This is a genomic window from Romboutsia sp. Marseille-P6047, assembly GCF_900604535.1.
Classification (GTDB): domain Bacteria; phylum Bacillota; class Clostridia; order Peptostreptococcales; family Peptostreptococcaceae; genus Romboutsia_E.
The window spans coordinates 66,253-91,813 of sequence record NZ_UWOT01000002.1; the positions used below are offsets into that span (position 1 = coordinate 66,253).

A 25,561-nucleotide genomic window follows, 5' to 3' on the forward strand; every position below is an offset into this window, starting at 1 on the left:
TGCTTGGGCTAAAACCAAGCATTTTTTATTTTAAAGTTTTTTGTATAGATTAACACTGTTCCAATCGACTTTTTTTATGTCATTCTTAAATGCATCAGTGAACCATTTTATATCTTTAAACCTAATACATCTAATAATAAATAAAAGAGCTAAGTATAAAATCAGATCAGCTAGGACTTGTAATATAAGAAGAGATTCTAAATTTAAAAGTGAAAAAGTGAACTTAATTGTATAACTAGAAATAATGATGCATATAATTGGCTTAATAACCCAATCTATTAAATCAAACTCTAAATTAGTAACTTTTAAAAGTCTGTTTATACTTAAGGAAGCATTAAATATGGTACTAGCAAAAAGTACTAGTATAAAACCTTCAATTCCACTTTTGGGGATAAATCCCAAAATAATAATAATTCGAAGAACCATGTCCATGAGATTATATTTTAAGGTATACATTTGTTGGTTTAAAGCATTCAAACTACCGTCAACAATTCTATCAAGATACATTAAAGGTATAAGAGGAGCTAATATTCTCATCATAAATCCACTTTCAGTGTTATTATAAATAGCTAATCCTAGTTCTTTTGAAAATATCATAAATAGACCTGTTGCAAATAATGCTATTAAAAGCGTAAACTTAAAAACTTTTGAAATTATGTAATTAACTCTTTTATTTTTATGTAAAGCATTTGATTCAGCTATTTCAGGTATGATAAGTGTTGAAAAAGAAGCTAAAAATATAGATGGAAAATTAAGTATTGGCATAACCATACCTTTTATCATACCAAATATAGCTATGGAAGACTCATTAGATGATCCATATGACCTAAGTGCATTTGGAATAAGTATATCTTCGGCTGTTCTTAAAGAAGTTTGAACATATGCGCTAAATGCTATGGGTAAAGAAATTGAACTTATATCTAATAAAGAGCATTTATTATTTAAAGATAATACACTGGTTGATTTTTTCTTTTTTTCAAATAAATATAATAAATAAGAATATATAGCAGAAAGTATAGAACCTGAAGTCATACCAATTGATACTAAAGCACATGTATAGTCTAATCCTAGAGGTATGAATTTACCTACAAACAAACATATAATTAACATCATAGTAAAAACTTCTACAATATCGGATGTAACACTCTTCATGACTTTTCGAACACCATAAAAGTAACCTGCAAAGCAGCAACATATACCAACAAAAGGCATGCTAAATGCTAAAATTTTAAGGGACATTATTGCTCTAGAATCTTTTATCCATACATTGCTTATAAATTCAGAGCTATTATACAGAAATACAGCAGTAAGAGTTCCAAAGAATAAGGTGTAAATAAATCCTTTACTTACTATATTTTTTATCTTTCCATAATTACCTTTACCAAGTTCTTCAGCGACTAAACGAGTGATAGTAACCCTTATTCCTGAGATAGCTAATGTGCTAGCAACTACATTTATACTCATAATTAGCTGGAAAATACCCATACCTTCTGCACCTATTTTATTCGAAAGATATACTCTAAAAATCATATTAACTAATCCAAATGTCATTGTACTAATTGTAAGTAGCAAAGCGTTTAAAATTAATTTTTTTCTTTTTTTTCTCATAAGTAAATATCTCCTATAAAATTATAAAATACATTGATTAAATGGAATGATATATATATTTATATGCTAATGTAAGTCCAAAATATTATAAAAATAGTATATAAAAAATGGATGAAATAAAACTTCATCCATTTTTTATATACTATTAAATGTAGTATGTCTTTTTAAGAAATATTTTTTTTGAAAAATCACCTTTTTCTTTTTTTGTTGTGTTTCTAAAATTATTAATCTCTTCTTCTGAATATCCATATTCTTTTCCTATTTCAGTTAATAAATCTATAGATTCTACTATATCACTTAATGATTTACTATCTAAACCATCATAGATTGTAGCTATTAAATTTAAGTATAAAGCTTCTAAAGCCTTTTCTTCTTCTAGTATTTCGTAATCAAATCTTTTACCTAATTCTTTTAGCATATCAGGAATATTATTTCTAACAATTTTATTATATGTCCCCATTATTATTTCCCCCTTTTATAGATATTTAGAAAATATAAAATATGATTTTGGTAAATAAGTTTATTTATATAGTAGTAGATTTCAGAATAAAAGTATACAAAATTTTAAAAAATATAAAAAAGACATAATATAAGGAGTAAAAATATGATAGTTAGATTAGGCTATGTAGCTATAGCGCTTAATTTAGAAAAAACAACATCATCTAGTACACTAACGTATGCTAGATATAATAAGTTGAATGAGGATGAAAGAATTAATAAATTAAAATCTGTAACATACTCAAATATAAAAGCATTAGAAGAGATTTTAAAATATAATATTAATAATAATATTCATTTTTATAGATTAACGTCAAATTTAATTCCATTAGCCACTCATCCTCAGGTAATGTGGGATTATAAAATATATTTTAAAAAAGATTTTGAACATATTGGAAATATAATAAAAAAAAGTAATATGAGAGTTGATTTTCATCCTGATCAGTTCAATGTTATAAACAGTACTAAAAAAAATGTTGTTGAAAGTACCTTAATTAACTTAAATACAGCAGTAGATATATTAGAGCTATTAAATTATAAAGAAGGAAAACTTGTTATACATATTGGAAGTTCTCAAGGTGGAAAGGAAGAAAGTATAAATAGATTTATATCAAACTTTAATGAATTTCCTAAAAGGATACAAGAAAGATTAATTTTAGAAAATGACGACAAAGTATTTACTGCAAATGATGCACTGAAGATATGTGAAAAAATTAAGGTACCTATGGTTTTAGATATACATCATCACAATTGCAAAAATGACAATGAAAAAATAGAAGACTTATTAAGTAATATATTTGATACATGGAAAAATGAATCGTTGCCTCCTAAAATGCATTTTTCAACACCTAGAGACTTTGAGAATGATAGAAAGCATGCAGATTATATAAAAGTGGATGACTTTATAAAATTTTTATCTATGGCTAAAGATAGAGTTAATAAAGACTTTGATGTTATGATAGAAGCAAAGAAAAAAGATCAGGCATTATTTAAATTAATAGATGATTTAAAACAATGTAAATTTAAAATAAAATTTATAGATGATTCAACTATTGAATTATAGAATGGAATTTTAAAGATGTTCATTTAGCTAGTTTTAATAAATGAGCATCTTTTTAATTTTGTAAAAAACTAACTAAAAAGCGTAAAAAGTTTAGTATAAGTAAACTGGTGCAAAATTAATATAAACATATGATTAGGAATACTAAACAAAAATAAAATTAATATAAACATTTTGAAAAAAATATAAGTTAAGATGTTGAAAAATACACATTTGTTACTTTTAAATAAAATAAAAAGAAAAATGTTTTAAAATATACTTGAAAAATGTATAAAAAATAAATATAATGTAAAAGTAAGTTTAACAATACTGAATTATGAGAATAGAAATAGTAAGTATAATTTATAACTTATTCAAAACTTAATAAAATAGGAGGTGAAATATTGCAAGATACAAATAAAAATATGGATTCCTTATTTGATTTAGAATATGAAAAAGTACCTTTACTGAAAGGTTTAGAAGAATATTCTAATATGGATATAGCTTGCTTTGATGTACCGGGACATGTAAGAGATAATGGTGTAGAAATTCTGAATAAATATTTTGGAAGAAATATTATGAAAATGGACATAAATTCATCACCATTAATGGATAATGTTTCAAATCCAAGGGGAATTATAAAAGAAGCAGAGGATTTATTGGCAAAAGCATATGATGCAGACTACGCTTTTTTTATAACTAATGGTACTACACAAGGTATACATGCTATGATTTTGAGTTGTATAAATCCAGGAGATAAGATTTTACTTCCTAGAAATGTACATAAATCTGTTATAAATGCACTTATTCTTTCTGGTGGAATTCCAGTTTATATACAGCCTGAGTATGATAATGAGATTGGAATTAGCCTAAATGTAAGTATAAATAATATAAAAAAAGCGTTAGATGAAAATAAAGACATAAAGGTCTTATTTTTATTAAATCCAACATACTATGGTGCATGTACCTCATTGAAAGAAGTTGTTGATATTTGCCATGATAAAAATATTTTGGTACTTGTTGATGAAGCTCATGGGGCACACTTTCCTTTTTATGATGACTTACCACCATCAGCAATGCAATGTGGTGCAGATATGTCAGCTATAAGTATTCATAAAACTGGAGGAGCATTAACTCAAGCATCAGCAATTTTAGTTAAAAGTAAAAATATAGATGAAAAAAAGGTAAAACAAAATATAAACCTATTACAGTCAACATCAGCGTCATATTTACTTATGGCAAGCATAGATGGAGCAAGAGCAAATTTAACCCAAAATGGAGGATCTCAATTATCAAAGGCACTTAATTTAGCAAGATATGCAAAAAGTAAATTAAGTAAAATTAAAGGAATAAGAGTAATTTCTCATGAATTCTTAAAAAAAGATGGAGTAAGTTTTATAGATGAAACTAAGCTATGTATAAATGTAGCAGGGTTAAATTTGAGTGGATTTGAAGTTTATGAGTTACTATATAAAGATTTTGGAGTACAAGTTGAACTAGGAGATATGTACAATATATTAGCGCTTATATCTATTGGAACAACTAAGCAAGATATAGACAAACTTATAAAATCTATTTCAATTATTTCTAGGATACATAAGAAACAAAGTTCAAGTAGTGAAATAAATATAAGACAAATAATTCCAAGGGTGGAAATTAGTCCAAGGGAAGCTTTTTACTCTATCAAAGAAAGTATATCTTTAGATAAAAGTATAAATAAAATTTGTGCAGAGTCAATTATGGCGTATCCTCCCGGGATACCAATAATATCTCCAGGAGAGATAATAACAAGTGAAATTATAGAGTATATAAAATTATTAAAAGATAACAATGCGTACTTAACTGATATGAAAGATAAAGAATTAAAAAATATATTAGTAGTAAAATAGCAATTTAAAATTAAATAGAAAGTAGGTAAACTAGTATGAAGTTTGAAACATTAGGTAGACACATCTTAGTAGAATATTACAACTGTGATGAGGAAGTACTTAGAGATCCTAAGCTTATAGAAAAGTTTATGAATGATTCAGCTCTAAATGCTAAAGCAACTATTGTTGATTCAGTATTTCACCATTTTAATCCTTGGGGAGTATCAGGTGCAGTTATAATAGCAGAATCTCATTTAACTATACATACTTGGCCAGAATATGGATATGCAGCTGCAGATTTCTTTACATGTGGAGATATAGATCCATGGAAAAGTTTTGAGTTATTAGAAGAACTTTTAAAAGCAGAAAGAAGTGAATCTACTGAAATTCCAAGGGGATTAACATCAAAAATAAAAAAGTTTGCAAAAAAAGATTTAGGCAATATTACTCATAAGCCAGAAGCTGTATAAATAATAAATACCTAAATTAAAAATAAATAAAAAATAAAATAAATAAAAATAAATTTGGACTAACATTATAACATAAAAAAGAGAAATTTTCAAATTGATGATAAATTAAATAATGTTAATTATATAAATAAAAATAAATAAAATAAATTTGGAGGAATAGTATGGAGCTTTGGTATACAGAAGAATGGACTGACAATGTTCGTTTTTCAATAAAGACAGATAAGCATTTATTCAGTAAACAGTCAGAGTTTCAAAGAGTAGATGTATTTGAGAGTAAGGAATTTGGAAAGTTTTTAACCTTAGATGGACTTATGATGGTAAATTATAAAGATGAATTCATATACCATGATATGATAGTTCATGTGCCAATGGCTACTAATATGAATATAAAAAATATCTTAGTTATAGGTGGCGGAGATGGAGGTACAGTTAGAGAACTTACTAGATATCCTCAAATAGAAAAAATAGACATGGTTGAAATTGATAAAATGGTTGTAGATGTATCTAGAGAATTTATAGATATATGCGCGTGTAAATTAGATGATAAAAGAGTAAGTTTATACTATGAAGATGGTGTGGCTTTTGTTAAAAAGTCAAAAGATAAATTTTACGATTTAATAATAGTTGATTCAACTGACCCTATAGGACCAGGAGAAGGATTATTCTCAGTAGATTTTTATAATGATTGTTATAGAATATTAACAGATGAAGGTATACTTGTAAATCAAAATGAAAGCCCTTACTTTGATTTTAATGCTAGAGAAATGAAAAGAGCAAATGCTAAGATATCAGAGATATTTGAAATAGCTAAGGTTTATCAGGCTCATATACCAACATATCCATCAGGGCACTGGTTATTTGGATTTGCATCGAAAAAGTTAGATCCAATAAAAGACCAAAATGTAAAAGGTTGGGAAAGTTTAAATCTAAAAACTAAGTACTATAATAGCGAAGTGCATGTAGGTGCATTTATGTTACCTCAGTATGTAAAGGATATGTTAGATGAAAAATAAATTTTCTCATGTAAGCACATTTATGAGCATGGATGACTCTTATGAAGATTCAGATTTAATAGTTTTTGGAGTAGGATTTGATGGAACTACTTCAAATAGACCAGGTACTAGATTTGCAAGTAGTGCGATGAGACCTGAATTTTACGGATTAGAAACATACAGTCCAATGTTAGATCTTGATTTAGATGACTTTAATATTTGCGATATAGGTGACTTAGAGTTAAGTATAGGAAATACAGACTTAGTATTAGAAGAAATATACGAAGGATGTAAAAAAATAGTACAGGATAATAAAATACCTTTTATGATTGGTGGAGAACATTTAGTTACATTACCAGCATTTAAAGCAGTTTATGAAAAATATAGAGATATATATGTACTTCACTTTGATGCTCATACAGATCTTAGAGATGAATATAATAATAATAAGCATTCTCATGCAACAGTAATAAAAAGAATTTGGGATATTACTGGAGATAATAGAATATATCAATTCGGTATAAGATCGGGTACTAAGGAAGAGTTTGATTTTGCATTAAAAGAAAAACATACATATATGGAAGTATCGTCAATCGATACATTTGAAAAAGTTGTAAAAAGTTTAGATAAAAAGAATATATATTTAACAATAGATTTGGACGTACTAGATCCATCTATATTTCCAGGAACAGGAACTCCAGAACCTGGAGGTATAACATATAGAGAGTTTGAAAATATATTTAAAATCTTAAAGGATTCAAATATAAATTTAGTAGGATGCGATATAGTAGAGTTAAGTCCTGACTACGATGACACAAATGTATCAACAGTGACGGCATGTAAAATATTAAGAGAATTAGCTTTAGTAGCTCTAGATAAGCATAATAAACAAAATCAAGGAGGAATTGAAAAATGGCAAGACATTTATTCACTTCAGAATCAGTAACAGAAGGTCATCCAGATAAAATATGTGACCAAATATCAGACGCTATATTAGATGCATTATTAGAAAAAGATAGTGCATCAAGAGTAGCATGTGAAACTACAGTAACTACAGGATTAGTGCTTGTTGCAGGGGAAATAAGTACTAATGCATATGTAGATATACCTAAGTTAGTAAGAAAAACAGTTAAAGAAATAGGTTATGATAGAGCGAAATATGGATTTGATTGTGACACTTGTGCGGTAATAACTTCTATAGATGAGCAATCAGGGGATATAGCTATGGGTGTTGATGAAGCTTTAGAAAACAAATCAGGGGAAAGTGTAGAAGATGAAATAGAAAAGGTTGGAGCGGGAGACCAAGGTATAATGTTTGGTTTTGCATGTGATGAAACTGAAGAATTAATGCCTCTACCAATATCTTTAGCTCATAAATTAGCAAGAAAGTTAACTGAAGTTAGAAAATCAGGGTTACTAAGTTATTTAAGACCTGATGGAAAGACTCAAGTAACAGTAGAATATGAAGGAAATACACCTGTGAGAGTGCATACCGTTTTAATTTCTACACAACACGGAGAAGAAGTAAGTAACGAAACTATAAGAGAAGATTTAATCAATCATGTAATAAAAGCTGTTATACCAAATGAATTATTAGATGAAGAAACTATGATATACATAAATCCAACTGGCAGATTCGTTATAGGTGGACCACAAGGAGATACAGGTCTTACAGGTAGAAAAATAATAATAGATACTTATGGAGGATACTCAAGACATGGTGGTGGGGCATTCTCTGGAAAAGATCCTACAAAGGTTGATAGATCAGCAGCTTACGCTGCTAGATATGTTGCTAAAAATATAGTTGCAGCAGGTCTTGCAAACAAATGTGAGATAGAGCTTGCTTATGCAATTGGTGTAGCAAAACCTTTATCTATATTTATAGATACTTTTGGAACTGGCAAAGTTAGCGAAGAAAAATTAGTTGAATTAGTTAACAGTAACTTTGATTTAAGACCAGGTGCAATAATAAGAGATTTAGATCTTAGAAAACCAATGTATAGAAATGTTGCAGCTTATGGACACTTTGGTAGAACAGACTTAGATTTACCATGGGAAAGAACTGATAAAGCTGAAATATTAAAACAGCAAGCATTAGAAATTACAATGGCTTAAATATAAATATTAAAATTCACGCAAAAATTTAGAATATATAGTTAAGTTTAAAATATGTAAGTAGGTTGGCTATGTCAGAGTTTTATCTGATGTAGCCATTTTTGTTATGTAAAGTATAGGTATATAAATAAGATTATTAGCTATCACTAAAAATTTATACGTAACATAATATATATTAAAATAATAGCGTCAAGGGGGAAACACTAATGGACTGTATAAAAATAAAAGAGGGAACTTCCTTAATTAGAGTTCTTAATTCATTACCACAAGTTAATGCTATAGATGTATATATTAATAAAAGACTAGCAATTAGTAATTTACAATATAAACAATTTTCTAATTATATAACATTGCCAGAAGGTGATTATAGAATAGATGTATTTGTAAGTCAATCAACTGATCAATCAATAATAAGTGGTAGTCTAGATTTAGAAGATGGTCAGATATTAACTATAGCATCTATAGGTAATATAGGTGATTTAGGATTATTAGTTATTAGTGATCACGTGGATAAAGAAGTAATACATGATAAAAGTGCATTTAGAATAGTGCAACTATCACCTAACCTACCTTCAGTAAATGTATTAGTTAATAATAAAGATTTAGTCGAAGGATTAGAATATAAGCAAAATATAAGTTATGTAGATGCAAGACCTAATCAGTATACTATTGATTTATACTTAACTGAGAATAATGTATCAGTTTTATCTTTTGGAGCAGTATTAAAGCCAAATAGAATTTACACTTTGTATATAGTAGGAGAATATCCTGATTTATCGGCTATTCAATCAGTTGATGTTAATACTTATTTATGTAGATAAGTTAGTTTTATTAAAAGAAGAGAAATCCTATGTATGAATAAACTTATATACATAGGATTTCTTATTTTAGATTTTTACTTTAACTCGATAATAAATGCTTGAGATTGTGGTGGGATACTCATAGTCATTATAGGTGAGTGATATGAACCAATTAAGTCACCAACTTGTAAATCATCTATAGATATTTCGTTGTAAAATTCGTCCATAACTAAAGTTGTATCGCTTACTATTAGTATAAAAGATGTATAAATATTAGACACATCTGTAGCAAATGTTATAAAGGTAAGTCGATGTTGCATATTATACCTTATTTCAGTTACAGTTCCCATTTTAAAAGCACAGCATTTCATAAGAAGCTCCTCCTAATATATATGATAGTTATATATTATGCAAAAATATTTTTATAGTTAATAGGTGAAAGCATCAAATATAAATACTTATAATAATTTACATATATAAATTAATAGAATGATAATGAAAATTTATAATAAAAGTCACGTTTTAAATTTATACAAATATAATAAAATGACAAGACTATTTAGTTTATTATATTTGAAAAGAGGTATAATAATGAGACAAATAAAAGGAATAGATATAAGTAACTGGAGTGGTAGTATAGATTTTGCAGCTGTGAATGAATCTGGAGTAGAAATTGTATATATACAAGCAACTGAAGGAACTTTTTATACTGATCCATATCTTCAGGAATTTTATAATGGAGCAAAAAATAATGGGTTAAAAGTTGGTTTTTATCATTTTTTTAACCCTGGAAGCTCTCCAACACCTAGAGAACAAGCTAGATACTTTGTAGATGCTATTAGTGGTATGGAGGTTGAATGTAGATTAGCAATAGATTTAGAACAAACAGGAGGTTTAGGACCAGAAGAGATTTCGAACCAAGCGGTTGATTTTTTAAAAGCTGTAGAAGAGTATAGTGGCAAAAAAGTTGTGGTATATACTTATACAAATTTTGCACAGACAGAACTTGTTTCAAGTACAGGTATAGGAAATTATCCAGTATGGATAGCTCAATACTCTGAGAGTTCGCCTGAATATAATCCTATATGGGGAAATGAATATGTAGGTTGGCAATACTCTGATACTGGATATATAGATGGAGTAGAAGCAAATATTGATTTAGATATATTTTATGATGGAATATTATTAGATGATTCATCTAAAATAGAAGGAGAAAGAAAACCTGAATCAAATCAAAGTTCAGTTATTTATTATACAGTGCAAAAAGGAGATACATTAAGTGGAATAGCTCAAAGATTTGGTACAACAGTAGCACAATTAGCATCAATTAATAACATACAAAATCCAAACTTAATTTATGTAGGTCAAGTTTTAAAGATATACACATCATCAAGGAATATAATATCAAGAAAAAAAAATTTCTATAGAACTTATGTAGTACAACGTGGAGATACATTAAGTGGCATAGCTCAAAGATTTGATACAACAGTAGATGAATTAGTAAAATTAAATGATATATCAAATCCAAACTTAATCTATATAGGTGAAATTTTAAAGATACCAACAACTAAAAATATAAAAAGAACAGCATCAGTATCAGAACATATGCATACACTGACATATGTAGTAGAAGAAGGAGATACATTAAGTGGAATAGCAAGAAGGTTTAATACAACAGTAGCTGAATTAGTACGCATAAATAATATACAAAATCCAAATTTAATTTATGTAGGTCAAGTTTTAAAAATAGAAACATCTGCATCTTCAAATGATGAAAAAAGCTTTACAGGAAGTTATATAGTTAAATATGGAGACACTTTAACTAGTATTGCAGAGAAATTTAATACAACAGTATCAAATTTAGTTGAATTAAATAATATACAAAATCCAAACTTAATTTATGTAGGAGAAATTTTAAGAGTATAATCCTTAAAATAAATAAAATCGGTAACTTTTGTTACCGATTTTATTTATAATAACATTTATAATACTATGTATAGAAAAGAGTTTAAGATTGAAATTTTAAATACTATAGATATATAATATGTTTATTATGATAATAATACGTATATAAGATTGAGTATATCTATTTAAAAAGAAATAAATATAGATAAAGGAGATATTATAATGATAACAAAAGATAATACAATAGGCGAAATATTAGAAATAAATCCAAAGGCAGCAGATATATTAATGGATTTTGGAATGGGATGCTTAGGTTGCCCATCTGCAACTATGGAAACTTTAGAGCAAGCTTGCTTTATACATGACTTAAAATTAGAAGATGTATTAAATAAGTTAAACAGTAAATAAATTTTAAAAAAGGTAATTTCTATTTTTAGAAATTACCTTTTTTATGCACATTATATAGTATAGATTAGTAACTTATAATATAATCATAAAATTCAAAAGGTGAGTATATTATGAAGTGCAATCGAAGAATAGCATTTTTAACAGAATTAAAAACTGATTGGGATAAGTTAAATTTAGCTGCAAAGGCATTAGTTTTTATAGGTGGATTTTTATTTTCTACAATAATATTTGTTGCATTATATAAAGTATATTGTAGTGAGATATATAAAACTATTGAAGTTATATTTAGATCATCACTAGCATCTGTATTTGGATTTATATTAAGTTCAAATATAAAGAATGTCAAACCACAAAATATACCTTATGTTGAAAAATATAGTATAAAAGAAGAAGATATAAAAGAAGATTGTAAAGAGGTAATAGAAAAAAGGTATCGAAATGAAGGAAATTCAGTACAAATTGTAATAGCATTCTTAGTTACTGTAATTTCAGCGATTGTAATGATAATTATATATGTATTTGAAATAACTCAGGATGTAGCTATATTATCTCAATTTAGAGATTTAATGTGTATGTCTATAGGATTTCTGTTAGGGGAGTCAAAAATCAAAAAGAATGATTAATATACTAAAAAATGCTTTAAAAATATTATCAATAATTTTTAAAGCATTTTTTATTTAAATAAATGAAAGAAATTTTTATAGTTATAGATAAAAATATAAGTGTCAAAATATGATATAATTAATAATTACGTATATAAATGTAAGGTGGTATAAAATGAATAATAATTTTGAAAAATTCAATTTAAATAAAGAAATTATAAAATCTTTAAATAATTTAAATTATAAGGTTCCCTCAGAAGTTCAAAGTAAAACAATACCTGAACTTTTAGATAATAAAGATGTAATAGTAAAATCAAAAACTGGGAGTGGAAAAACTGCTAGTTTTGCAATTCCAATATGCGAAAGCATTGATATCAATAATAATAGCGTGCAAGCTTTAATAGTTGCTCCTACAAGAGAATTAGCACTTCAAATAAAAGAAGAGATATCTTCAATAGGAAGATTAAAAAAAATTAGGTGTAGTGCAATTTTTGGAAAACAACCAATAAAAGATCAAATTTTAGAACTAAAGCAAAGAGTACATATAGTAGTAGCAACACCAGGTAGAATAATTGATCATATAGGTAGAAAAACCATATCATTAGATAATTTAAAATATTTTATAATAGATGAAGCAGATAAAATGCTTAATAAAGGATTTGTAGATGATATGGAAAGTATATTTGTAAAACTACCACATAAATGCACAAGTGGGTTATTTTCTGCGACTATAGATGAGAATATAAGTTTGATATGCAATAAATATATGGTAAACCCAATTTATATAGATATAAAGATTAATGAAAAAGAGGTATCACAAAAACAAATAATTGAAAAGTGTATAAATGTAACTAAAGAAAATAGATATGAAACTTTAAAAAAGTTAATTTACAGTGAATCTCCTGACTCATTAATAATATTTGCTAATAAAAAAGATAGTGTAATTGATTTATATAATAAAATGAAAAAAGATAAATTTTTAGTAAGGCAACTTCATGGTGATATGTCGCAAGAAAAGAGATTATATACAATAAAAGATTTTAAAGAACATAAATTTAATATAATGATATGTACAGATGTAGCTTCAAGAGGTATACATATAGATGATATATCCTTAGTAATAAATTATGATATTCCAAAGGATAAAGAAAATTATGTACATAGAATAGGAAGAACTGGAAGGCAAAATAAGTTTGGAAAAGCAATAACACTAGTATCTCAAAATGAGGAAAAGTACTTAGAAGAAATAGAAAATTATACGAATAGAAAATTACATGAAATAGTTGAAATTAATGAAGAAGAAGTTAATATGGGAAGAGTCAGATTTAAAGAAATTGAAAGTAAACTTATAAAATTGAGAAATGATAAGAAGTATGAAAAAGATACAAATTCAGAAGTAACTAGAATTTATTTAAATGCAGGAAAGAAAAAGAAAATAAGAGTTATAGATATTGTTGGAACACTTAGCAATATTGAAGGAATAAATAATGAAGACATTGGAGTTGTAGAAGTTAAAGATTTGTGTTCTTATGTGGACTTATTAAATAATAAAGGAAGTAAATTTTTAAAGAAATATAAAGAGATAAGTATAAAGAAGAAACTTGTAAAAGTTAGAAAAGACAATAAAAATTAAATTATAGGAGGACCTTGATGCTTAACAAAGAACAATTTCTTGCCATGTATAAAATAGATGAAAAAGAATTAGCAGACTTAAATATAGATTGGCAGGATTTAGAAGCAATATATGAAGATTTTATAAAATATAGACAAAGTTATGAAACACAAGCAGAGCTAATTGCAAATATATTAAGAGCTCAGCCTAAAGTTCACTCAGTAAAAACAAGAGTAAAAGATGCAAAACACTTAATTGAAAAAGTTATCAGAAAAACACCTGAAAGAAGGTCTAAGTATGGTAAGGATTTTAAATTTACTGTTGAAAATTATAAAAATGAAATTACCGATTTATTGGGTATAAGAGTTATTCATATTTTCAAAGAGGACTGGGAAGAAATACATGAGTTTATAACTAGTATGTGGGATGTTATGGAAATTGTTGCTAATATTAGAGAAGGTGATAATACTAAAGAATTTGAAGCAAAAAATATAGAGGTATGTTCTAGATTGTCAGGCTATAGATCAGTACATTATTTAATCGAGTCTTACCCTACAAACAAAAAACTTATAGCAGAAGTTCAAGTTAGAACTATCTTTGAAGAAGGATATGGAGAAATTGACCACCAACTTAGATATTCACATAATGATATACCTGAAATTTTAGGACAAAATTTAATGTTATTAAATAGGATTGCTGGAAGCTCAGATGAAATGGCGTCTTTGATAAATATGATGAGTAAAAGCTTTAAACAAGTTGAAATAGAATTTGAGGATAAATTAAGAGAAAAAGATAAAAAAATTAATAACTTAAAGGAAAAGATATTAGATAATATAGACATATCAGATGTAGAAAAAGAAAGTTTAATACAAGATATTGATGAAATATTGAAAAAAGAGTAAAATAATGGGTATATTGGAATTAATTAAGCCAATATACCCATTATTTTTAATTAATTATGTTTTAATTTGAAAGGACATTTATGGAAGATAATATAGAGATTATAAAAAAAGCTATGAAAGGTAATAAAAGAGCTTTTTATTATTTAATAAAAGAGTATACTGCTTATTTATATAAAATAGCGTATCTTCATACTAAACTTGAAGATGATGCAAAAAGTATCTTTGAAGAAACTGTGTATAATGGATTTAAAAATATACATAAATTGAAATCACCGTATAAATTTAAAATCTGGTTAACAAGAATTCTTATAAATGAAATAGATTATTTTTTAGAATCTGTAGGGATGGTTGAATTAGAATTTGAACTAGAAGAAGATAATATTGATTTATTTAAATCTATAGATATATTAGAATCTAAAGTTAAAAGTGTAATTATATTAAGGTATTATTGTAAGTTTAGTGTTAACGAAATAGCTGAAATTTTAGAATTAAACCCAAGTACAGTAGAGACATTTACAAGAAGGGCCTTTAAAGAAATTAAAAATCTTTTAAAGGAGGATTGTATATGTTAGAAAGAATTGACTTTGACAGTATTGATATAGATAAAAGAACAAAATTTGAAATAAAAGAAGATATAAAATCTTTTAATATAAATTTAGATATTGTAGATAGTATTGAAATTCCAAACCTAAACTCTACAACAAAAAAATGTATAAAAAAAGCAGTAAAAGAAAGATATGAATTTGATAAAGTTATAATTGGTAATATTCTTATTTTTTCTATGTTAATATTCAGCATGGTATCTTTATACAATCCTATATTAACTTATAAAATACCACCAGTGTATAAGTTTTTTAAAAATATAAATGAGTCACTTAATATAGATTTTATAGTTGACTTATTAGGATTTGACAATATTATACCAAAGGTTGATTTAGATGAATCTGGGAAGTTACAAATAATTGAAGATCCAAATCTTATAAAAGAAGATGAAGTTAAAGCTCCAACAAGTTCAAAAGAAGCTTTAAACTTAATACATTCTATGGCGAATACTCTTGTTGAAGCCCAACATAAATGGGGTAGCACAGAAGTTACACCAAAAACTATAGAAATAGCATTAAAAAGTGTTGAACTTATAGATGATGATCATGACAGAATCTACTTAAGAAATGCATTAAATAAGTGGTCTGAAGGTAATTTTTCAAATGGAGTAGATTTACATAACTATGTTTGGGATATGTTAGATGGAAGTATTGGAATTGCAGAAGAATTAGATGAACTAATGATTGAAAAAATATTAAAAAATCATTTTAATAATAAAAATGAATAATAAAAATGGAATATCTTATAGAAAGAATGAGATATTCCATTTTAATTTATTATAATTTTTATTATATTAATAGATGCTAGTATAAATAGTAAAATATCTAAAATTTGCAAAATTTTTCTGGTATTAAAGTTAAATTTTAGTAAATACTTAGCGATTCTAGGGATTATATATTTTACTAAAATGCAAAATGATATAATAATTAGAGATATTTCAATCCAAAGAAAATTTTCTGGCAGATTAAGATTTAATTTAAATGGAATATCTATTAAAAATAAGATTAATAATGATATTGCAATAGATGAATAAATTAAACTTTTATTTTCTTCATATCTTACAATATATTTTTCAAAAAAAACTTTATCTGGAGAATAAGATAAGTAATCTAATATTTTTTCTGGACTAATAAAAACAAAATTATTATTGTAGACACCAACTTCAACTAGATACATAGTTATTTCTTTATTATTTGAGTGTAGAGGATATTTATATACTTTTATAATTCTATGAATGCTTTTATCAATTGCATCTCTTAGTGTTTTAGCAATAACCCTATTTATATCTTCATTTTCATTAACTGTAGCTTCATAATAATAGCTATTATCATGAAAGAGTATATTTCCATCTTGATTTTGAATAATGATTCCAATTATCTTGCTACTCATAAAATCACCTCTACTTATAATTATAATATAAGAGTTTTATTTAGTGCATATATTTATGATATTATAATTATATATGAATTATTAAATAGTAGTATAAAAGTTAATAAATTATTTAAATTTAAAAAGGATATTATCAAATTAATAACGAAATAATAAATTTCAATAATGATTTATTTTATTGATTAAGCCATAGACAATATATAAAATTATATTAAAAAGAAAATAGGGGGCAATGTATGAAAACTTTAATTATAGGTAATGTTTATGTTGATATAATAATCAATGTAGATCATCTGCCTAAGACTGGTGATGATATTGTGTGTAAAAAACATATTGTTACTGTTGGTGGATGTGCTTATAATGTAGCAACAATATTAAAAAACTTTAACATAGACCATACATTAGTATTTCCTGTAGGAAATGGAATATATGGAAGTATAATAGAAAATGAAGTTATAAAGAGTGGTTATAAACCTAATATTAAAGTAGATAGCGGAGATAATGGGTACTGTATGTGCTTAGTTGAAGAAAGTGGAGAAAGAAGTTTTATAACTGTTAAAGGGATTGAAACTAATTATAGTGAGTCTTGGTTTGAAGGTATAAACCCAGATGACTATAAAAATATATATATATCAGGTTATGAAATGGAAGGCGAAAGTGGACAAATAATATCTAACTGGATAAGTAAATTAGAAGACAAAAATATATTCTTTGCTCCTGGTCCTAGAATGGGAGAAATAGAAAAAGAAACCTTAGATAAGATACTAAAACTTAGACCTATAATACATATAAATGAAGAGGAAGCGTTATCATTTACTAATAAAAAAAGTATTGTTGAAGCAGCTAGAGCTATAAATAAAATTACAAAAAATACAGTTTTTATAACTCTAGGAAAAGATGGAGTTATGTGTGCTAACAATTGTGAGTATAGATTTGTTGATAGTTTTGATAGTGAAATTAAAAATACAATAGGTGCAGGAGATAGTCATATGGGGGCTATTATAGTTGGATATTCTATGGGTTATAATCTAGGTGACTGTTGCTATTTTGCTAATAAAGTAGCCTCAAAAGTTGTATCAATAGAAGAAAGCAGGCTAGAAGAAAAATATTTTGATATTAAAGAATATAACATAATATAAATGATTATATAAAATTAGTAGTATAAAATTAAAAAGTTCTTACTATAATTTATAATAAATTATACTTTATGGAATATTATTATAATTATTTTAATATAAAGATTAAAATAAAATTTATTTAAATTATGGGAAGGATGCTATATGAGTAATTTATATAATGAAAGATTAAATAAAAGATACAAGTACATAGTTGGAATTTTGATTGTAATTATGATTACATGTGTATATTTTATATTCTTTTCTGAAGGAAATGCATCTGAAAGTGAAGCAAAAGATATAATAAGTAAAATTGATAAAGGATACGATATAATAGTAACTAGTGACAATTATGTGGTAGGCGATAATACTTATTATACAGTTCATGCTAATATAAAGGATAATGAGAGCTATAGTAATATATTTTCAGTTGGAGAAAAAAATTGCTATAGAGTAAATACTAGTTACTATAATGTTGAAAATCAAGATATTTGGTATGCAAGGTATTGTGTAGATAAAGAAAGTAAGGTTGTTTATATAGAATTTAGAGATAATCCCAAAAGATTAATAAGATACTCTGATTATAATGAAAATATAAACTATGCACTTGATATAATTAAAAAAAAAATAGGTTCAAATATACCTAATGTTGACGTTACTGTAGAAGGTGATATATATACAATACATATATATGAAGTTGTAAAAAATGAAGATGAAAGTCATACAGCAACAATAGGATGGTATGATTTTAATGTTAAAAATAAAGAAGTAAAAGATGTAATGAGTGAAGAAGTATTGAATTAAATTATATATAATATATTAAAGAGCAGTGTATTAGAGGTATATTCTAATATCTGCTTTTTTTGTATATTAATTTACTATATAAGTATTTTTAAAGCTATTTTGAAAATAACATAGTTTTTACAGATAATATATAGTATTATATTATTCATAAAATTTACATAGGAAATTAAGAGAGGAAATATTGAAAGATGGAAAAATTATTTTATAAAGATCAGTATATAAAAAATTTTACAGCTAATATATTAGAAATAAAAGAAATAGATAAAAAATTTCATATATATTTAGATAAAACTGCATTTTTCCCTGGTGGAGGAGGACAGTTTTGTGATTTAGGTGAGATAGATGGAAATAAAGTGTTTAATGTATATGAAGAAGATGGAAAAATATATCATGTTTTAGATATAAAACCAAAAGATAGTTTAGTAAAATGTAGTATAGACTGGGATAGAAGAGAAGATGGTATGCATCAACACTTTGCTCAACATGTATTGTCAGGATGTTTTTATACTAAATATAAAGCTAATACAACAGGAATTCATATAGGAAAGGATTTTAGTACTGTTGATATAAAAGGATATTTAGAGGAAGATCAGATTAGAAATATAGAAATATATGCAAATGAAGTCATAAGACAAAATATACCATTAACTATATTAACACCAAGTAAAGAAGAATTAGATAATATATATTTAAGAAGAGATTTACCTAATACTGATGAAGAAATAAGAATTGTTAAAATTGGAGATCTTGATATTAATGCTTGTTGTGGTGTACATCCAAAATCTACAGGAGAGCTTAGATTAATAAAAATTAAAAGATGGGAAAAAAATAGACAATCTACAAGAATAGAGTTCTTATCAGGAAAAAGAGCAATAGATGATGTATTAAGAAGAGATATATACTTAACCAAAGCTTGTAAATATTTAAAATCTAAGGAAGAAGATTTATTAAAGGCAATAAATAACTTAGAAGAAAAAATAGATAAAGTTATAAAAGATAGAAAAAAATTAGAGAATATAGTATCAAAATATGAAGAAAAAGAACTTATAGAAAGTGGTAAATTAATAAATGATATAATAGTTATAAGTAAAATATATGAAAATGAAGATATTAGATATATAAGTAAGCTTGTTAATAAAATTACAGAAGAACATAAAAATATTGTTTTATTAATTGGTAATGATAGTAAGGAAAAAGTAAATTTAGTTTTTGCTAGTTCTAAAGATTTAAAAGACTTAAATATGAATAGTTTAATAAAAAAAGTATTACCTGTAGTAAATGGTAAAGGTGGAGGTAGTTCTAACTTAGCCCAAGGAGCAGGAAGTAATAATGAAAATCTTGATGAAGCAATAAAATTAGCAATTAAGATTATAAAAAATTAATACGAGGAGTTTAATATGGGAGAATTATTTATTATATTTTTAGCAGTTATTATATTAGATATAATTTCAGTTATAATGTTATTTTCTAAAAAGGGAAAGTTTGTTAAGGACAGTATTTTAATGTATATAATAAGTATATATGGATTAATATTAGCTTATATTCAATATACATCAGGTCCAAGTAATGATATATTAACAAAGGTACTAAGCTTATTTTATGTAGTATGCTTTATAGGTAGTTTAATATTAAAGAAAAATAATTTTTACTTAAGTAGATTGTTGTTAGGTTTTTCGCTAATTTGTTCAACAATAACTGTATTTTTTATTTAATATGATTAAAATTGACTATATACAATAAATATGTTATTATAAACAAAATGCTCTGTATATCATTGATAAACAGAGCATTTTTATTGTTAAATAGGACGTAATATAGATTATATGGAAGGTGAATCTAATATGAAAAAAGAAATATTCAATGGAGCTAAGTTAAAAATTGCAAGAATATACAGAGGTAAAACCGTAGATCAACTTGCAAAAGAAGTTAATATAAATAAAAAAGATATAATTGCATTTGAAGAAAATAAGTATAAGCCAACTCATGAAAACACAATGAAGTTATCAATAAATTTACAGTTTCCAAGAGAGTACTTTTTTAAAAATGAGAATATGAAAGTTACAGTAGATAGTAGCCACTTTAATCCTCAATCGACTATACCTAGAAATGAAGAAATATCATATAGAGAAAAGTTAATAATGACACATAAAATATACACATTTATGCAAGGTTATATAAAGTTCCCAGAACTTAATTTACCAAATAACTTAAGTAGAAATGACGATGTAGAAGAGATGGCTAACAAAACTAGACGATATTGGGGATTAGGTGATGGAGCAATAGGGAATATGGTAAGCTTGTTAGAAAGCAATGGTGTACTTTTATCGGGTATAAATATAGATAGAAAAGGTGCATCACCATATACTCAAAAGCAAACTTTAAATAAAGTAAGTCAATATGTGGTTGCTCTAGGTAATGATAAAAAATCTGCTACAACTAGAAATTATGATCTAGCATATGAGCTAGCATATATAATATCAAATGAATTAAATATACCATCTAAGAAATTTAATGCGGATGAATTTGCTTGTGCATTTTTATTACCAAAAGACACATTCTTAGAAGATTTAACTAACCCTAATGAATTAGACTTTTATGTAGAAATGAAGGCTAAATGGTTAGTTCCAATTTCGACGATGATATTTAGGGCATATACATTAGGTGCTATAAATTATAAGAAATATAATTTCTTAATGAATGAGATGAATAAAAAAGGATGGCTTAAAAAAGAGCCTTTAGATGATAATATAAAAGGGATTGCACCACAGACACTAAAAACTGCAGTTGAATTACTATTTGAAAATAATATAATGAGTAAGAATACATTAATAGATAATTTATGTAATTTCGGTATAAATATGTATCCAGAAGATATAGAGTTATTAATAGGATTAAAAGAAGGAACTTTAGGTGTTAAAATTAATAAAAGTAAAGAAAATAAAAATAACAACGTTAAAGTTGTAGACTTTAAAAATAAAAAAAGAAAATAAAAGTAATGAGCTATATAATATAGCTCATTACTTATTATATTAATTGTTAATTTTATAGATAAGGGCATAATTTAATATACATAATAATTATATAATATATAAAAAGTAAAAATAATAAAAGAAGGTAAATTTAAGTTTATGAAAATATTTTTTGAGATACTTGTAATATTAGCACTAAGTCTATTTTTGCTTAGCATGAATGGATTAAATATATCAGCTTTATTTATAATAAGTTGTATATTAATAATATACTCATTGGTTATTTTAAAAAGAGTTATAACTTCAATTAATAAAAATGGTTAAAAAAGTTGTATAATATATATAAATTTGTAGTTATTATATTTATAAGCTCATTTTTAATAGTAGAAGGAATGATTATACTTTCTATATGTAACCATAAAGATATGGATGATATAAATGATATAAATTATATTATTGTTTTAGGAGCTGGTCTTAATGATAATAAGGTTGGAAAGTTATTAAAAAATAGATTAGATAAGGCGATAGAATACTATAAATTAAATAATGATGTTAATATAATACTTTCAGGAGGGCTTAAACCTAATAACACCATATCTGAAGCTGATGCAATGTATAATTATCTTATTAGTATGGGAATTAGTAAAAATAAAATAATTAAAGAAGATAAAGCCTTAAATACATTTGAAAATATAAAATATACAAAAGAAATACTAAAAAGTAGAAATGATTTAGATAAACATGTTCTAATTATAACTAGTGAATTTCATATTTTTAGATCACTTATGATATCTAATTTGTTAGGCTTGAAAAGTGAAGGATTAGCTTGTTATACACCTATAAAAATGAGAGTTAATTATATGATAAGTGAGTATATTAGCATAACTAGAGATTTTATTAAAGGAAATATATATAAATTAGACAATTAAGAAAGGTAAGATATGAGACATACATTAGATGAATATATAAGTAAAATAAAATTATTACCACTAAAAAGTAAATATACAAAAGAAGAAATACTAACTAATGATTTTCTTATAGATAAAAATGGGAACTTAGAAATATATTATGCCCCTCATAATGAATATATAAATCCTAATGCAAAAGTGTTTATAGTTGGAATAACACCAGGATTTCAGCAAATGAGTACAGCTTTAGCAAGTGCTAGAGTCGGAATTGAGGAAAATAAAAATATAAAGGAAATTCAATACGAGTGTAAGGTATCAGGTAGATTTAGTGGAAGTTTAAGAAAAAATATAATTAGTATGCTAGATGAAATACACCTCAATAAAGCTTTAAATATAGATAGTTGTGAAGAATTATTTAAAGATAAAGATTATTTACTACATACAACATCTTTAGTTCCATACTCTGTTTTTTCAAAAGGCAATAATTATACAGGTCATAGTCCAAAACTTATAAAAAGTGAATTTTTAATGGACTATGTGTATGAAAATTTTAATGAAAACATTAAAAAACTAGGTGATGTACTTATAATACCTTTAGGAAAAGCTGTGGAGGAAGTATTAGAAATGTTAGCTTATAATAAAATTATAAATGAAGATCAGATATTAAGAGGATTTCCACATCCATCAGGAGCTAATGGTCATAGATTAATTCAACTTAGTGAAAATAAAGAAAATATTATGAAAATAATAAAAAATAAATTTTAATAATCGAAGGTGCCAAAAAATGAAAAGTTGCTAGGCACCTTTATTATTTTTATATTTTATATAATGTAACTAAATAAATACGAAAATGAACAATAACTCTAATTAACTAATGGAATCTTAAGTATACTCTTTAAATGAATGGGATATTTTAAAAATATAACTAAATTAAAATTTAAGGAGTGTGCCATATGACAGATAAAAATCCGACAATGATACAAAGTGGAAGAGGATCTGTATTTTCTGTTTTTAGTGAAGATGAAATAAAAGAGATAACTTCAGATAGTAATAGAAAGGTAGCAGTTTCTGGTAAAATAAATAATCCTGGAATTATAGATGTACCTAATGGAGCATCACTAAAAGACATAATAGAGTTATGTGGAGGTATATTAAATAATAGTAATTTTAAAGCAGCTCAACTTGGAATTCCTTTTGGTGGTTTTTTGACAAAGGAAAGCTTTGACAAAGAATTAGATTTTAAGTTATTTGATGAAAATACTAATAGAACAATTATAATTTTATCAGAAGAAGACTGCATTATTCAGTATGCAAGATATTACATAGATTACTTATTAGGGAAAATGCAAGAAGGTAGCTATGAGCAGTATGGTGTAGTAGAAAATGAAATAAAAAGAATGTGGAGAATATTAGATAGAATTAGTAAAGGACGTTCTAATATGAGAGATATATATATTTTAAGAACGTTAGCATCTTCTGTTAAGGATACATTAAAACAAAGATATAATATAATGGAAGAAATAATAGATAAGTTTTATCATGAAATAGAAGAACATATAGAAGAAAATAAATGTTACACATCTCAATGTAATCATCTTATAAAGCTTACCATTACACATAGATGTATAGGATGTGGAGCATGTAAAAGAGCATGTCCAGTAGATTGCATAATTGGAGAACCAAGACAACAACACTATATAGATTATAATAGATGTACTCATTGTGGTAAATGTATATCAGTTTGTCCAGTAGATGCAATAACAGCAGGAGATAACACTTTTAAATTTATAAGAGATTTATCTACTCCTAATAAAGTTGTTATTACTCAAATGGCACCTGCTGTAAGAGTAACTATAGGGGAAGCATTTGGATTTGAACCAGGAGATAATGTAGAAGGTAGAGTTGCTGCAGGTCTTAGAGCTTTAGGTGTTGATTATGTTTTTGATACAACATGGGCTGCAGACTTAACAATTATGGAAGAAGCAGCAGAGCTTCAAGATAGACTTGAAAAATACTTTGCAGGAGATAAAAGTGTTAAGCTTCCAATACTTACTTCATGCTGCCCAGCATGGGTAAATTTTATTGAAAAAAATTACGGAGATATGTTAGATGTTCCATCATCAGCAAAATCACCAATGCAGATGTTTGCAACTGTTGCAAAAGATATATGGGCAAAAGAAAATGGCATGACTAGAGATGATGTTACATCAGTTGCAATTATGCCGTGTGTTGCAAAAAAATATGAAGCATCAAGACCTGAGTTTTCAAGAGGATTAAACTATGATGTGGATTATGTAATAACAACAAGAGAACTTATAAAAATATTTAGAGACTCTGGAATAGATTTAAAAGAAATTGAACCAGAGGAGATAGATAAAATTATGGGAGAATATACAGGTGCAGGTATTATATTTGGTAGAACAGGAGGGGTTATTGAAGCTGCACTTAGAACTGCTCTTGAAAATATGACAGGTGAAAGAATTAAAAATATAGAATTTCATTCACTAAGAGGATGGGATGGATTTAGAGCTTGTGAAGTTGAAGTTGGTGATATTAAGCTTAGAATAGGTGTAGCTCATGGATTGCAAGAAGCAGGTAAGATGCTTGATAAGATAAGGGCTAAAGAAGAATTTTTCCATGCTATAGAAATAATGGCTTGTGTAGGTGGATGTGTAGGTGGTGGTGGCCAACCTAAGGTAAGAAAAAATAAAGATGAAGTTCTTAGAAAAAGAGGAGAAGGTTTAAATGCAATAGATAGAAGCAAAGAACTTAGGGTATCTAAGGAAAATCCAGCAGTACAAGCTATTTATGAAAAGTATTTAGACTACCCATTAAGTCATAAAGCTCACGAGCTACTTCATACTAGATATTTTGCTAGACCTAAAAAAGGACATGATTATATAAGAGATGAAGATAGATAGATAAAAAAATATAGCTATTATAATAGCTATATT

The 25,561-nt window shown here is 26.0% G+C and carries 27 protein-coding genes; 23 read left to right on the forward strand and 4 right to left on the reverse strand.

Annotation, left to right across the window (positions count from 1 at the left end):
• Window positions 1-30: 30 nt before the first annotated feature.
• A complete protein-coding gene (locus EIH23_RS02195; RefSeq protein ID WP_122638585.1) occupies window positions 31-1,608 on the reverse strand; it encodes an oligosaccharide flippase family protein in 1,578 nt (525 codons plus the stop codon).
• A 145-nt stretch (window positions 1,609-1,753) separates the two neighbouring features.
• The gene (locus EIH23_RS02200) at window positions 1,754-2,068 is read right to left on the reverse strand and encodes a hypothetical protein (RefSeq protein WP_122638586.1); all 315 of its coding nucleotides are present in this window, start codon (window positions 2,066-2,068) and stop codon (window positions 1,754-1,756) included.
• A gap of 144 nt (window positions 2,069-2,212) precedes the next feature.
• Between EIH23_RS02200 and uvsE the strand changes: the two genes are divergently transcribed.
• The 7 genes from uvsE (at window position 2,213) to EIH23_RS02235 (ending at window position 9,411) form a co-directional block, all read left to right on the forward strand.
• Entirely contained in the window at window positions 2,213-3,169 is a 957-nt protein-coding gene (gene uvsE, locus EIH23_RS02205; protein WP_122638587.1) for a UV DNA damage repair endonuclease UvsE, read from the forward strand.
• 380 nt (window positions 3,170-3,549) lie between these two features.
• The gene (locus EIH23_RS02210) at window positions 3,550-5,034 is read left to right on the forward strand and encodes an aminotransferase class I/II-fold pyridoxal phosphate-dependent enzyme (protein ID WP_243113302.1); all 1,485 of its coding nucleotides are present in this window, start codon (window positions 3,550-3,552) and stop codon (window positions 5,032-5,034) included.
• 35 nt (window positions 5,035-5,069) lie between these two features.
• Window positions 5,070-5,483: an adenosylmethionine decarboxylase gene (gene speD / locus EIH23_RS02215; protein ID WP_122638588.1), complete on the forward strand. Its 414-nt coding sequence runs from the start codon at window positions 5,070-5,072 to the stop codon at window positions 5,481-5,483.
• Between the two features lie 161 nt (window positions 5,484-5,644).
• Entirely contained in the window at window positions 5,645-6,496 is an 852-nt protein-coding gene (gene speE / locus EIH23_RS02220; RefSeq protein ID WP_122638589.1) for a polyamine aminopropyltransferase, read from the forward strand.
• Window positions 6,486-7,421: an agmatinase gene (gene speB, locus EIH23_RS02225; RefSeq protein ID WP_122638590.1), complete on the forward strand. Its 936-nt coding sequence runs from the start codon at window positions 6,486-6,488 to the stop codon at window positions 7,419-7,421. Before speE ends, speB begins: the two co-directional genes overlap by 11 nt.
• On the forward strand, window positions 7,388-8,590 hold the full coding sequence (metK, locus tag EIH23_RS02230; RefSeq protein WP_122638591.1) for a methionine adenosyltransferase: 1,203 nt from the start codon (window positions 7,388-7,390) through the stop codon (window positions 8,588-8,590). Before speB ends, metK begins: the two co-directional genes overlap by 34 nt.
• Before the next feature lie 206 nt (window positions 8,591-8,796).
• Window positions 8,797-9,411: a DUF4397 domain-containing protein gene (locus EIH23_RS02235; RefSeq protein ID WP_122638592.1), complete on the forward strand. Its 615-nt coding sequence runs from the start codon at window positions 8,797-8,799 to the stop codon at window positions 9,409-9,411.
• A gap of 74 nt (window positions 9,412-9,485) precedes the next feature.
• On the opposite strand, the gene EIH23_RS02240 is transcribed toward EIH23_RS02235, so the two are convergent.
• Window positions 9,486-9,761: a hypothetical protein gene (locus EIH23_RS02240; RefSeq protein ID WP_122638593.1), complete on the reverse strand. Its 276-nt coding sequence runs from the start codon at window positions 9,759-9,761 to the stop codon at window positions 9,486-9,488.
• A 220-nt stretch (window positions 9,762-9,981) separates the two neighbouring features.
• Here EIH23_RS02240 and EIH23_RS02245 point away from each other — a divergent pair, with 220 nt between their 5' ends.
• The 7 genes from EIH23_RS02245 (at window position 9,982) to EIH23_RS02275 (ending at window position 16,149) form a co-directional block, all read left to right on the forward strand.
• On the forward strand, window positions 9,982-11,316 hold the full coding sequence (locus tag EIH23_RS02245; RefSeq protein WP_122638594.1) for a LysM peptidoglycan-binding domain-containing protein: 1,335 nt from the start codon (window positions 9,982-9,984) through the stop codon (window positions 11,314-11,316).
• A gap of 201 nt (window positions 11,317-11,517) precedes the next feature.
• On the forward strand, window positions 11,518-11,703 hold the full coding sequence (locus tag EIH23_RS02250) for a DUF1858 domain-containing protein (protein ID WP_122638595.1): 186 nt from the start codon (window positions 11,518-11,520) through the stop codon (window positions 11,701-11,703).
• Between the two features lie 110 nt (window positions 11,704-11,813).
• Window positions 11,814-12,326, forward strand: coding sequence for a hypothetical protein (locus EIH23_RS02255; RefSeq protein ID WP_122638596.1), 513 nt, complete (start codon window positions 11,814-11,816; stop codon window positions 12,324-12,326).
• Window positions 12,327-12,480: 154 nt separating this feature from the next.
• Window positions 12,481-13,938, forward strand: coding sequence for a DEAD/DEAH box helicase (locus EIH23_RS02260; RefSeq protein ID WP_122638597.1), 1,458 nt, complete (start codon window positions 12,481-12,483; stop codon window positions 13,936-13,938).
• A 17-nt stretch (window positions 13,939-13,955) separates the two neighbouring features.
• Complete coding sequence (locus tag EIH23_RS02265) at window positions 13,956-14,819, forward strand: RelA/SpoT domain-containing protein (protein WP_122638598.1); 864 nt, start codon at window positions 13,956-13,958, stop codon at window positions 14,817-14,819.
• Between the two features lie 80 nt (window positions 14,820-14,899).
• Window positions 14,900-15,391 (forward strand): sigma factor-like helix-turn-helix DNA-binding protein, encoded by a 492-nt coding sequence (locus tag EIH23_RS02270; RefSeq protein WP_122638599.1) that lies wholly within the window; start codon window positions 14,900-14,902, stop codon window positions 15,389-15,391.
• Entirely contained in the window at window positions 15,385-16,149 is a 765-nt protein-coding gene (locus tag EIH23_RS02275) for a DUF6241 domain-containing protein (protein WP_122638600.1), read from the forward strand. The genes EIH23_RS02270 and EIH23_RS02275 overlap by 7 nt, the downstream gene beginning before the upstream one ends.
• Before the next feature lie 41 nt (window positions 16,150-16,190).
• Here the strand turns inward: EIH23_RS02275 and EIH23_RS02280 are convergent, their stop codons facing one another.
• Complete coding sequence (locus tag EIH23_RS02280; protein WP_122638601.1) at window positions 16,191-16,811, reverse strand: hypothetical protein; 621 nt, start codon at window positions 16,809-16,811, stop codon at window positions 16,191-16,193.
• Between the two features lie 236 nt (window positions 16,812-17,047).
• Here EIH23_RS02280 and EIH23_RS02285 point away from each other — a divergent pair, with 236 nt between their 5' ends.
• The 9 genes from EIH23_RS02285 to EIH23_RS02320 all read left to right on the forward strand — a co-directional run bounded on the left by EIH23_RS02285 (window position 17,048) and on the right by EIH23_RS02320 (window position 25,528).
• Window positions 17,048-17,950, forward strand: coding sequence for a PfkB family carbohydrate kinase (locus tag EIH23_RS02285; protein ID WP_122638602.1), 903 nt, complete (start codon window positions 17,048-17,050; stop codon window positions 17,948-17,950).
• 141 nt (window positions 17,951-18,091) lie between these two features.
• Window positions 18,092-18,730, forward strand: a complete 639-nt coding sequence (locus tag EIH23_RS02290) for a hypothetical protein (RefSeq protein ID WP_122638603.1) — start codon at window positions 18,092-18,094, stop codon at window positions 18,728-18,730.
• Between the two features lie 188 nt (window positions 18,731-18,918).
• Window positions 18,919-20,112, forward strand: a complete 1,194-nt coding sequence (locus EIH23_RS02295; RefSeq protein ID WP_122638604.1) for an alanyl-tRNA editing protein — start codon at window positions 18,919-18,921, stop codon at window positions 20,110-20,112.
• A 15-nt stretch (window positions 20,113-20,127) separates the two neighbouring features.
• Window positions 20,128-20,442 (forward strand): hypothetical protein, encoded by a 315-nt coding sequence (locus EIH23_RS02300; RefSeq protein ID WP_122638605.1) that lies wholly within the window; start codon window positions 20,128-20,130, stop codon window positions 20,440-20,442.
• 129 nt (window positions 20,443-20,571) lie between these two features.
• Window positions 20,572-21,720, forward strand: coding sequence for an XRE family transcriptional regulator (locus EIH23_RS02305; RefSeq protein ID WP_122638877.1), 1,149 nt, complete (start codon window positions 20,572-20,574; stop codon window positions 21,718-21,720).
• 138 nt (window positions 21,721-21,858) lie between these two features.
• Complete coding sequence (locus tag EIH23_RS16170; RefSeq protein ID WP_164488957.1) at window positions 21,859-22,023, forward strand: hypothetical protein; 165 nt, start codon at window positions 21,859-21,861, stop codon at window positions 22,021-22,023.
• Between the two features lie 68 nt (window positions 22,024-22,091).
• A complete protein-coding gene (locus EIH23_RS02310; protein WP_206425637.1) occupies window positions 22,092-22,628 on the forward strand; it encodes a YdcF family protein in 537 nt (178 codons plus the stop codon).
• Window positions 22,629-22,640: 12 nt separating this feature from the next.
• Window positions 22,641-23,372 (forward strand): hypothetical protein, encoded by a 732-nt coding sequence (locus tag EIH23_RS02315; RefSeq protein WP_122638607.1) that lies wholly within the window; start codon window positions 22,641-22,643, stop codon window positions 23,370-23,372.
• Between the two features lie 188 nt (window positions 23,373-23,560).
• A complete protein-coding gene (locus tag EIH23_RS02320; RefSeq protein ID WP_122638608.1) occupies window positions 23,561-25,528 on the forward strand; it encodes a [FeFe] hydrogenase, group A in 1,968 nt (655 codons plus the stop codon).
• Window positions 25,529-25,561: the final 33 nt, after the last annotated feature.

Bases quoted from the DNA above. Each gene is read 5' to 3' on its own strand.
- EIH23_RS02195 (WP_122638585.1), bottom strand. From the start codon at position 1,608: ATGAGAAAAAAAAGAAAAAAATTAATTTTAAACGCTTTGCTACTTACA.
- EIH23_RS02200 (WP_122638586.1), bottom strand. From the start codon at position 2,068: ATGGGGACATATAATAAAATTGTTAGAAATAATATTCCTGATATGCTA.
- uvsE (WP_122638587.1), top strand. From the start codon at position 2,213: ATGATAGTTAGATTAGGCTATGTAGCTATAGCGCTTAATTTAGAAAAA.
- speD (WP_122638588.1), top strand. From the start codon at position 5,070: ATGAAGTTTGAAACATTAGGTAGACACATCTTAGTAGAATATTACAAC.
- speE (WP_122638589.1), top strand. From the start codon at position 5,645: ATGGAGCTTTGGTATACAGAAGAATGGACTGACAATGTTCGTTTTTCA.
- speB (WP_122638590.1), top strand. From the start codon at position 6,486: ATGAAAAATAAATTTTCTCATGTAAGCACATTTATGAGCATGGATGAC.
- metK (WP_122638591.1), top strand. From the start codon at position 7,388: ATGGCAAGACATTTATTCACTTCAGAATCAGTAACAGAAGGTCATCCA.
- EIH23_RS02235 (WP_122638592.1), top strand. From the start codon at position 8,797: ATGGACTGTATAAAAATAAAAGAGGGAACTTCCTTAATTAGAGTTCTT.
- EIH23_RS02240 (WP_122638593.1), bottom strand. From the start codon at position 9,761: ATGAAATGCTGTGCTTTTAAAATGGGAACTGTAACTGAAATAAGGTAT.
- EIH23_RS02245 (WP_122638594.1), top strand. From the start codon at position 9,982: ATGAGACAAATAAAAGGAATAGATATAAGTAACTGGAGTGGTAGTATA.
- EIH23_RS02250 (WP_122638595.1), top strand. From the start codon at position 11,518: ATGATAACAAAAGATAATACAATAGGCGAAATATTAGAAATAAATCCA.
- EIH23_RS02255 (WP_122638596.1), top strand. From the start codon at position 11,814: ATGAAGTGCAATCGAAGAATAGCATTTTTAACAGAATTAAAAACTGAT.
- EIH23_RS02260 (WP_122638597.1), top strand. From the start codon at position 12,481: ATGAATAATAATTTTGAAAAATTCAATTTAAATAAAGAAATTATAAAA.
- EIH23_RS02265 (WP_122638598.1), top strand. From the start codon at position 13,956: ATGCTTAACAAAGAACAATTTCTTGCCATGTATAAAATAGATGAAAAA.
- EIH23_RS02270 (WP_122638599.1), top strand. From the start codon at position 14,900: ATGGAAGATAATATAGAGATTATAAAAAAAGCTATGAAAGGTAATAAA.
- EIH23_RS02275 (WP_122638600.1), top strand. From the start codon at position 15,385: ATGTTAGAAAGAATTGACTTTGACAGTATTGATATAGATAAAAGAACA.
- EIH23_RS02280 (WP_122638601.1), bottom strand. From the start codon at position 16,811: ATGAGTAGCAAGATAATTGGAATCATTATTCAAAATCAAGATGGAAAT.
- EIH23_RS02285 (WP_122638602.1), top strand. From the start codon at position 17,048: ATGAAAACTTTAATTATAGGTAATGTTTATGTTGATATAATAATCAAT.
- EIH23_RS02290 (WP_122638603.1), top strand. From the start codon at position 18,092: ATGAGTAATTTATATAATGAAAGATTAAATAAAAGATACAAGTACATA.
- EIH23_RS02295 (WP_122638604.1), top strand. From the start codon at position 18,919: ATGGAAAAATTATTTTATAAAGATCAGTATATAAAAAATTTTACAGCT.
- EIH23_RS02300 (WP_122638605.1), top strand. From the start codon at position 20,128: ATGGGAGAATTATTTATTATATTTTTAGCAGTTATTATATTAGATATA.
- EIH23_RS02305 (WP_122638877.1), top strand. From the start codon at position 20,572: ATGAAAAAAGAAATATTCAATGGAGCTAAGTTAAAAATTGCAAGAATA.
- EIH23_RS16170 (WP_164488957.1), top strand. From the start codon at position 21,859: ATGAAAATATTTTTTGAGATACTTGTAATATTAGCACTAAGTCTATTT.
- EIH23_RS02310 (WP_206425637.1), top strand. From the start codon at position 22,092: ATGATTATACTTTCTATATGTAACCATAAAGATATGGATGATATAAAT.
- EIH23_RS02315 (WP_122638607.1), top strand. From the start codon at position 22,641: ATGAGACATACATTAGATGAATATATAAGTAAAATAAAATTATTACCA.
- EIH23_RS02320 (WP_122638608.1), top strand. From the start codon at position 23,561: ATGACAGATAAAAATCCGACAATGATACAAAGTGGAAGAGGATCTGTA.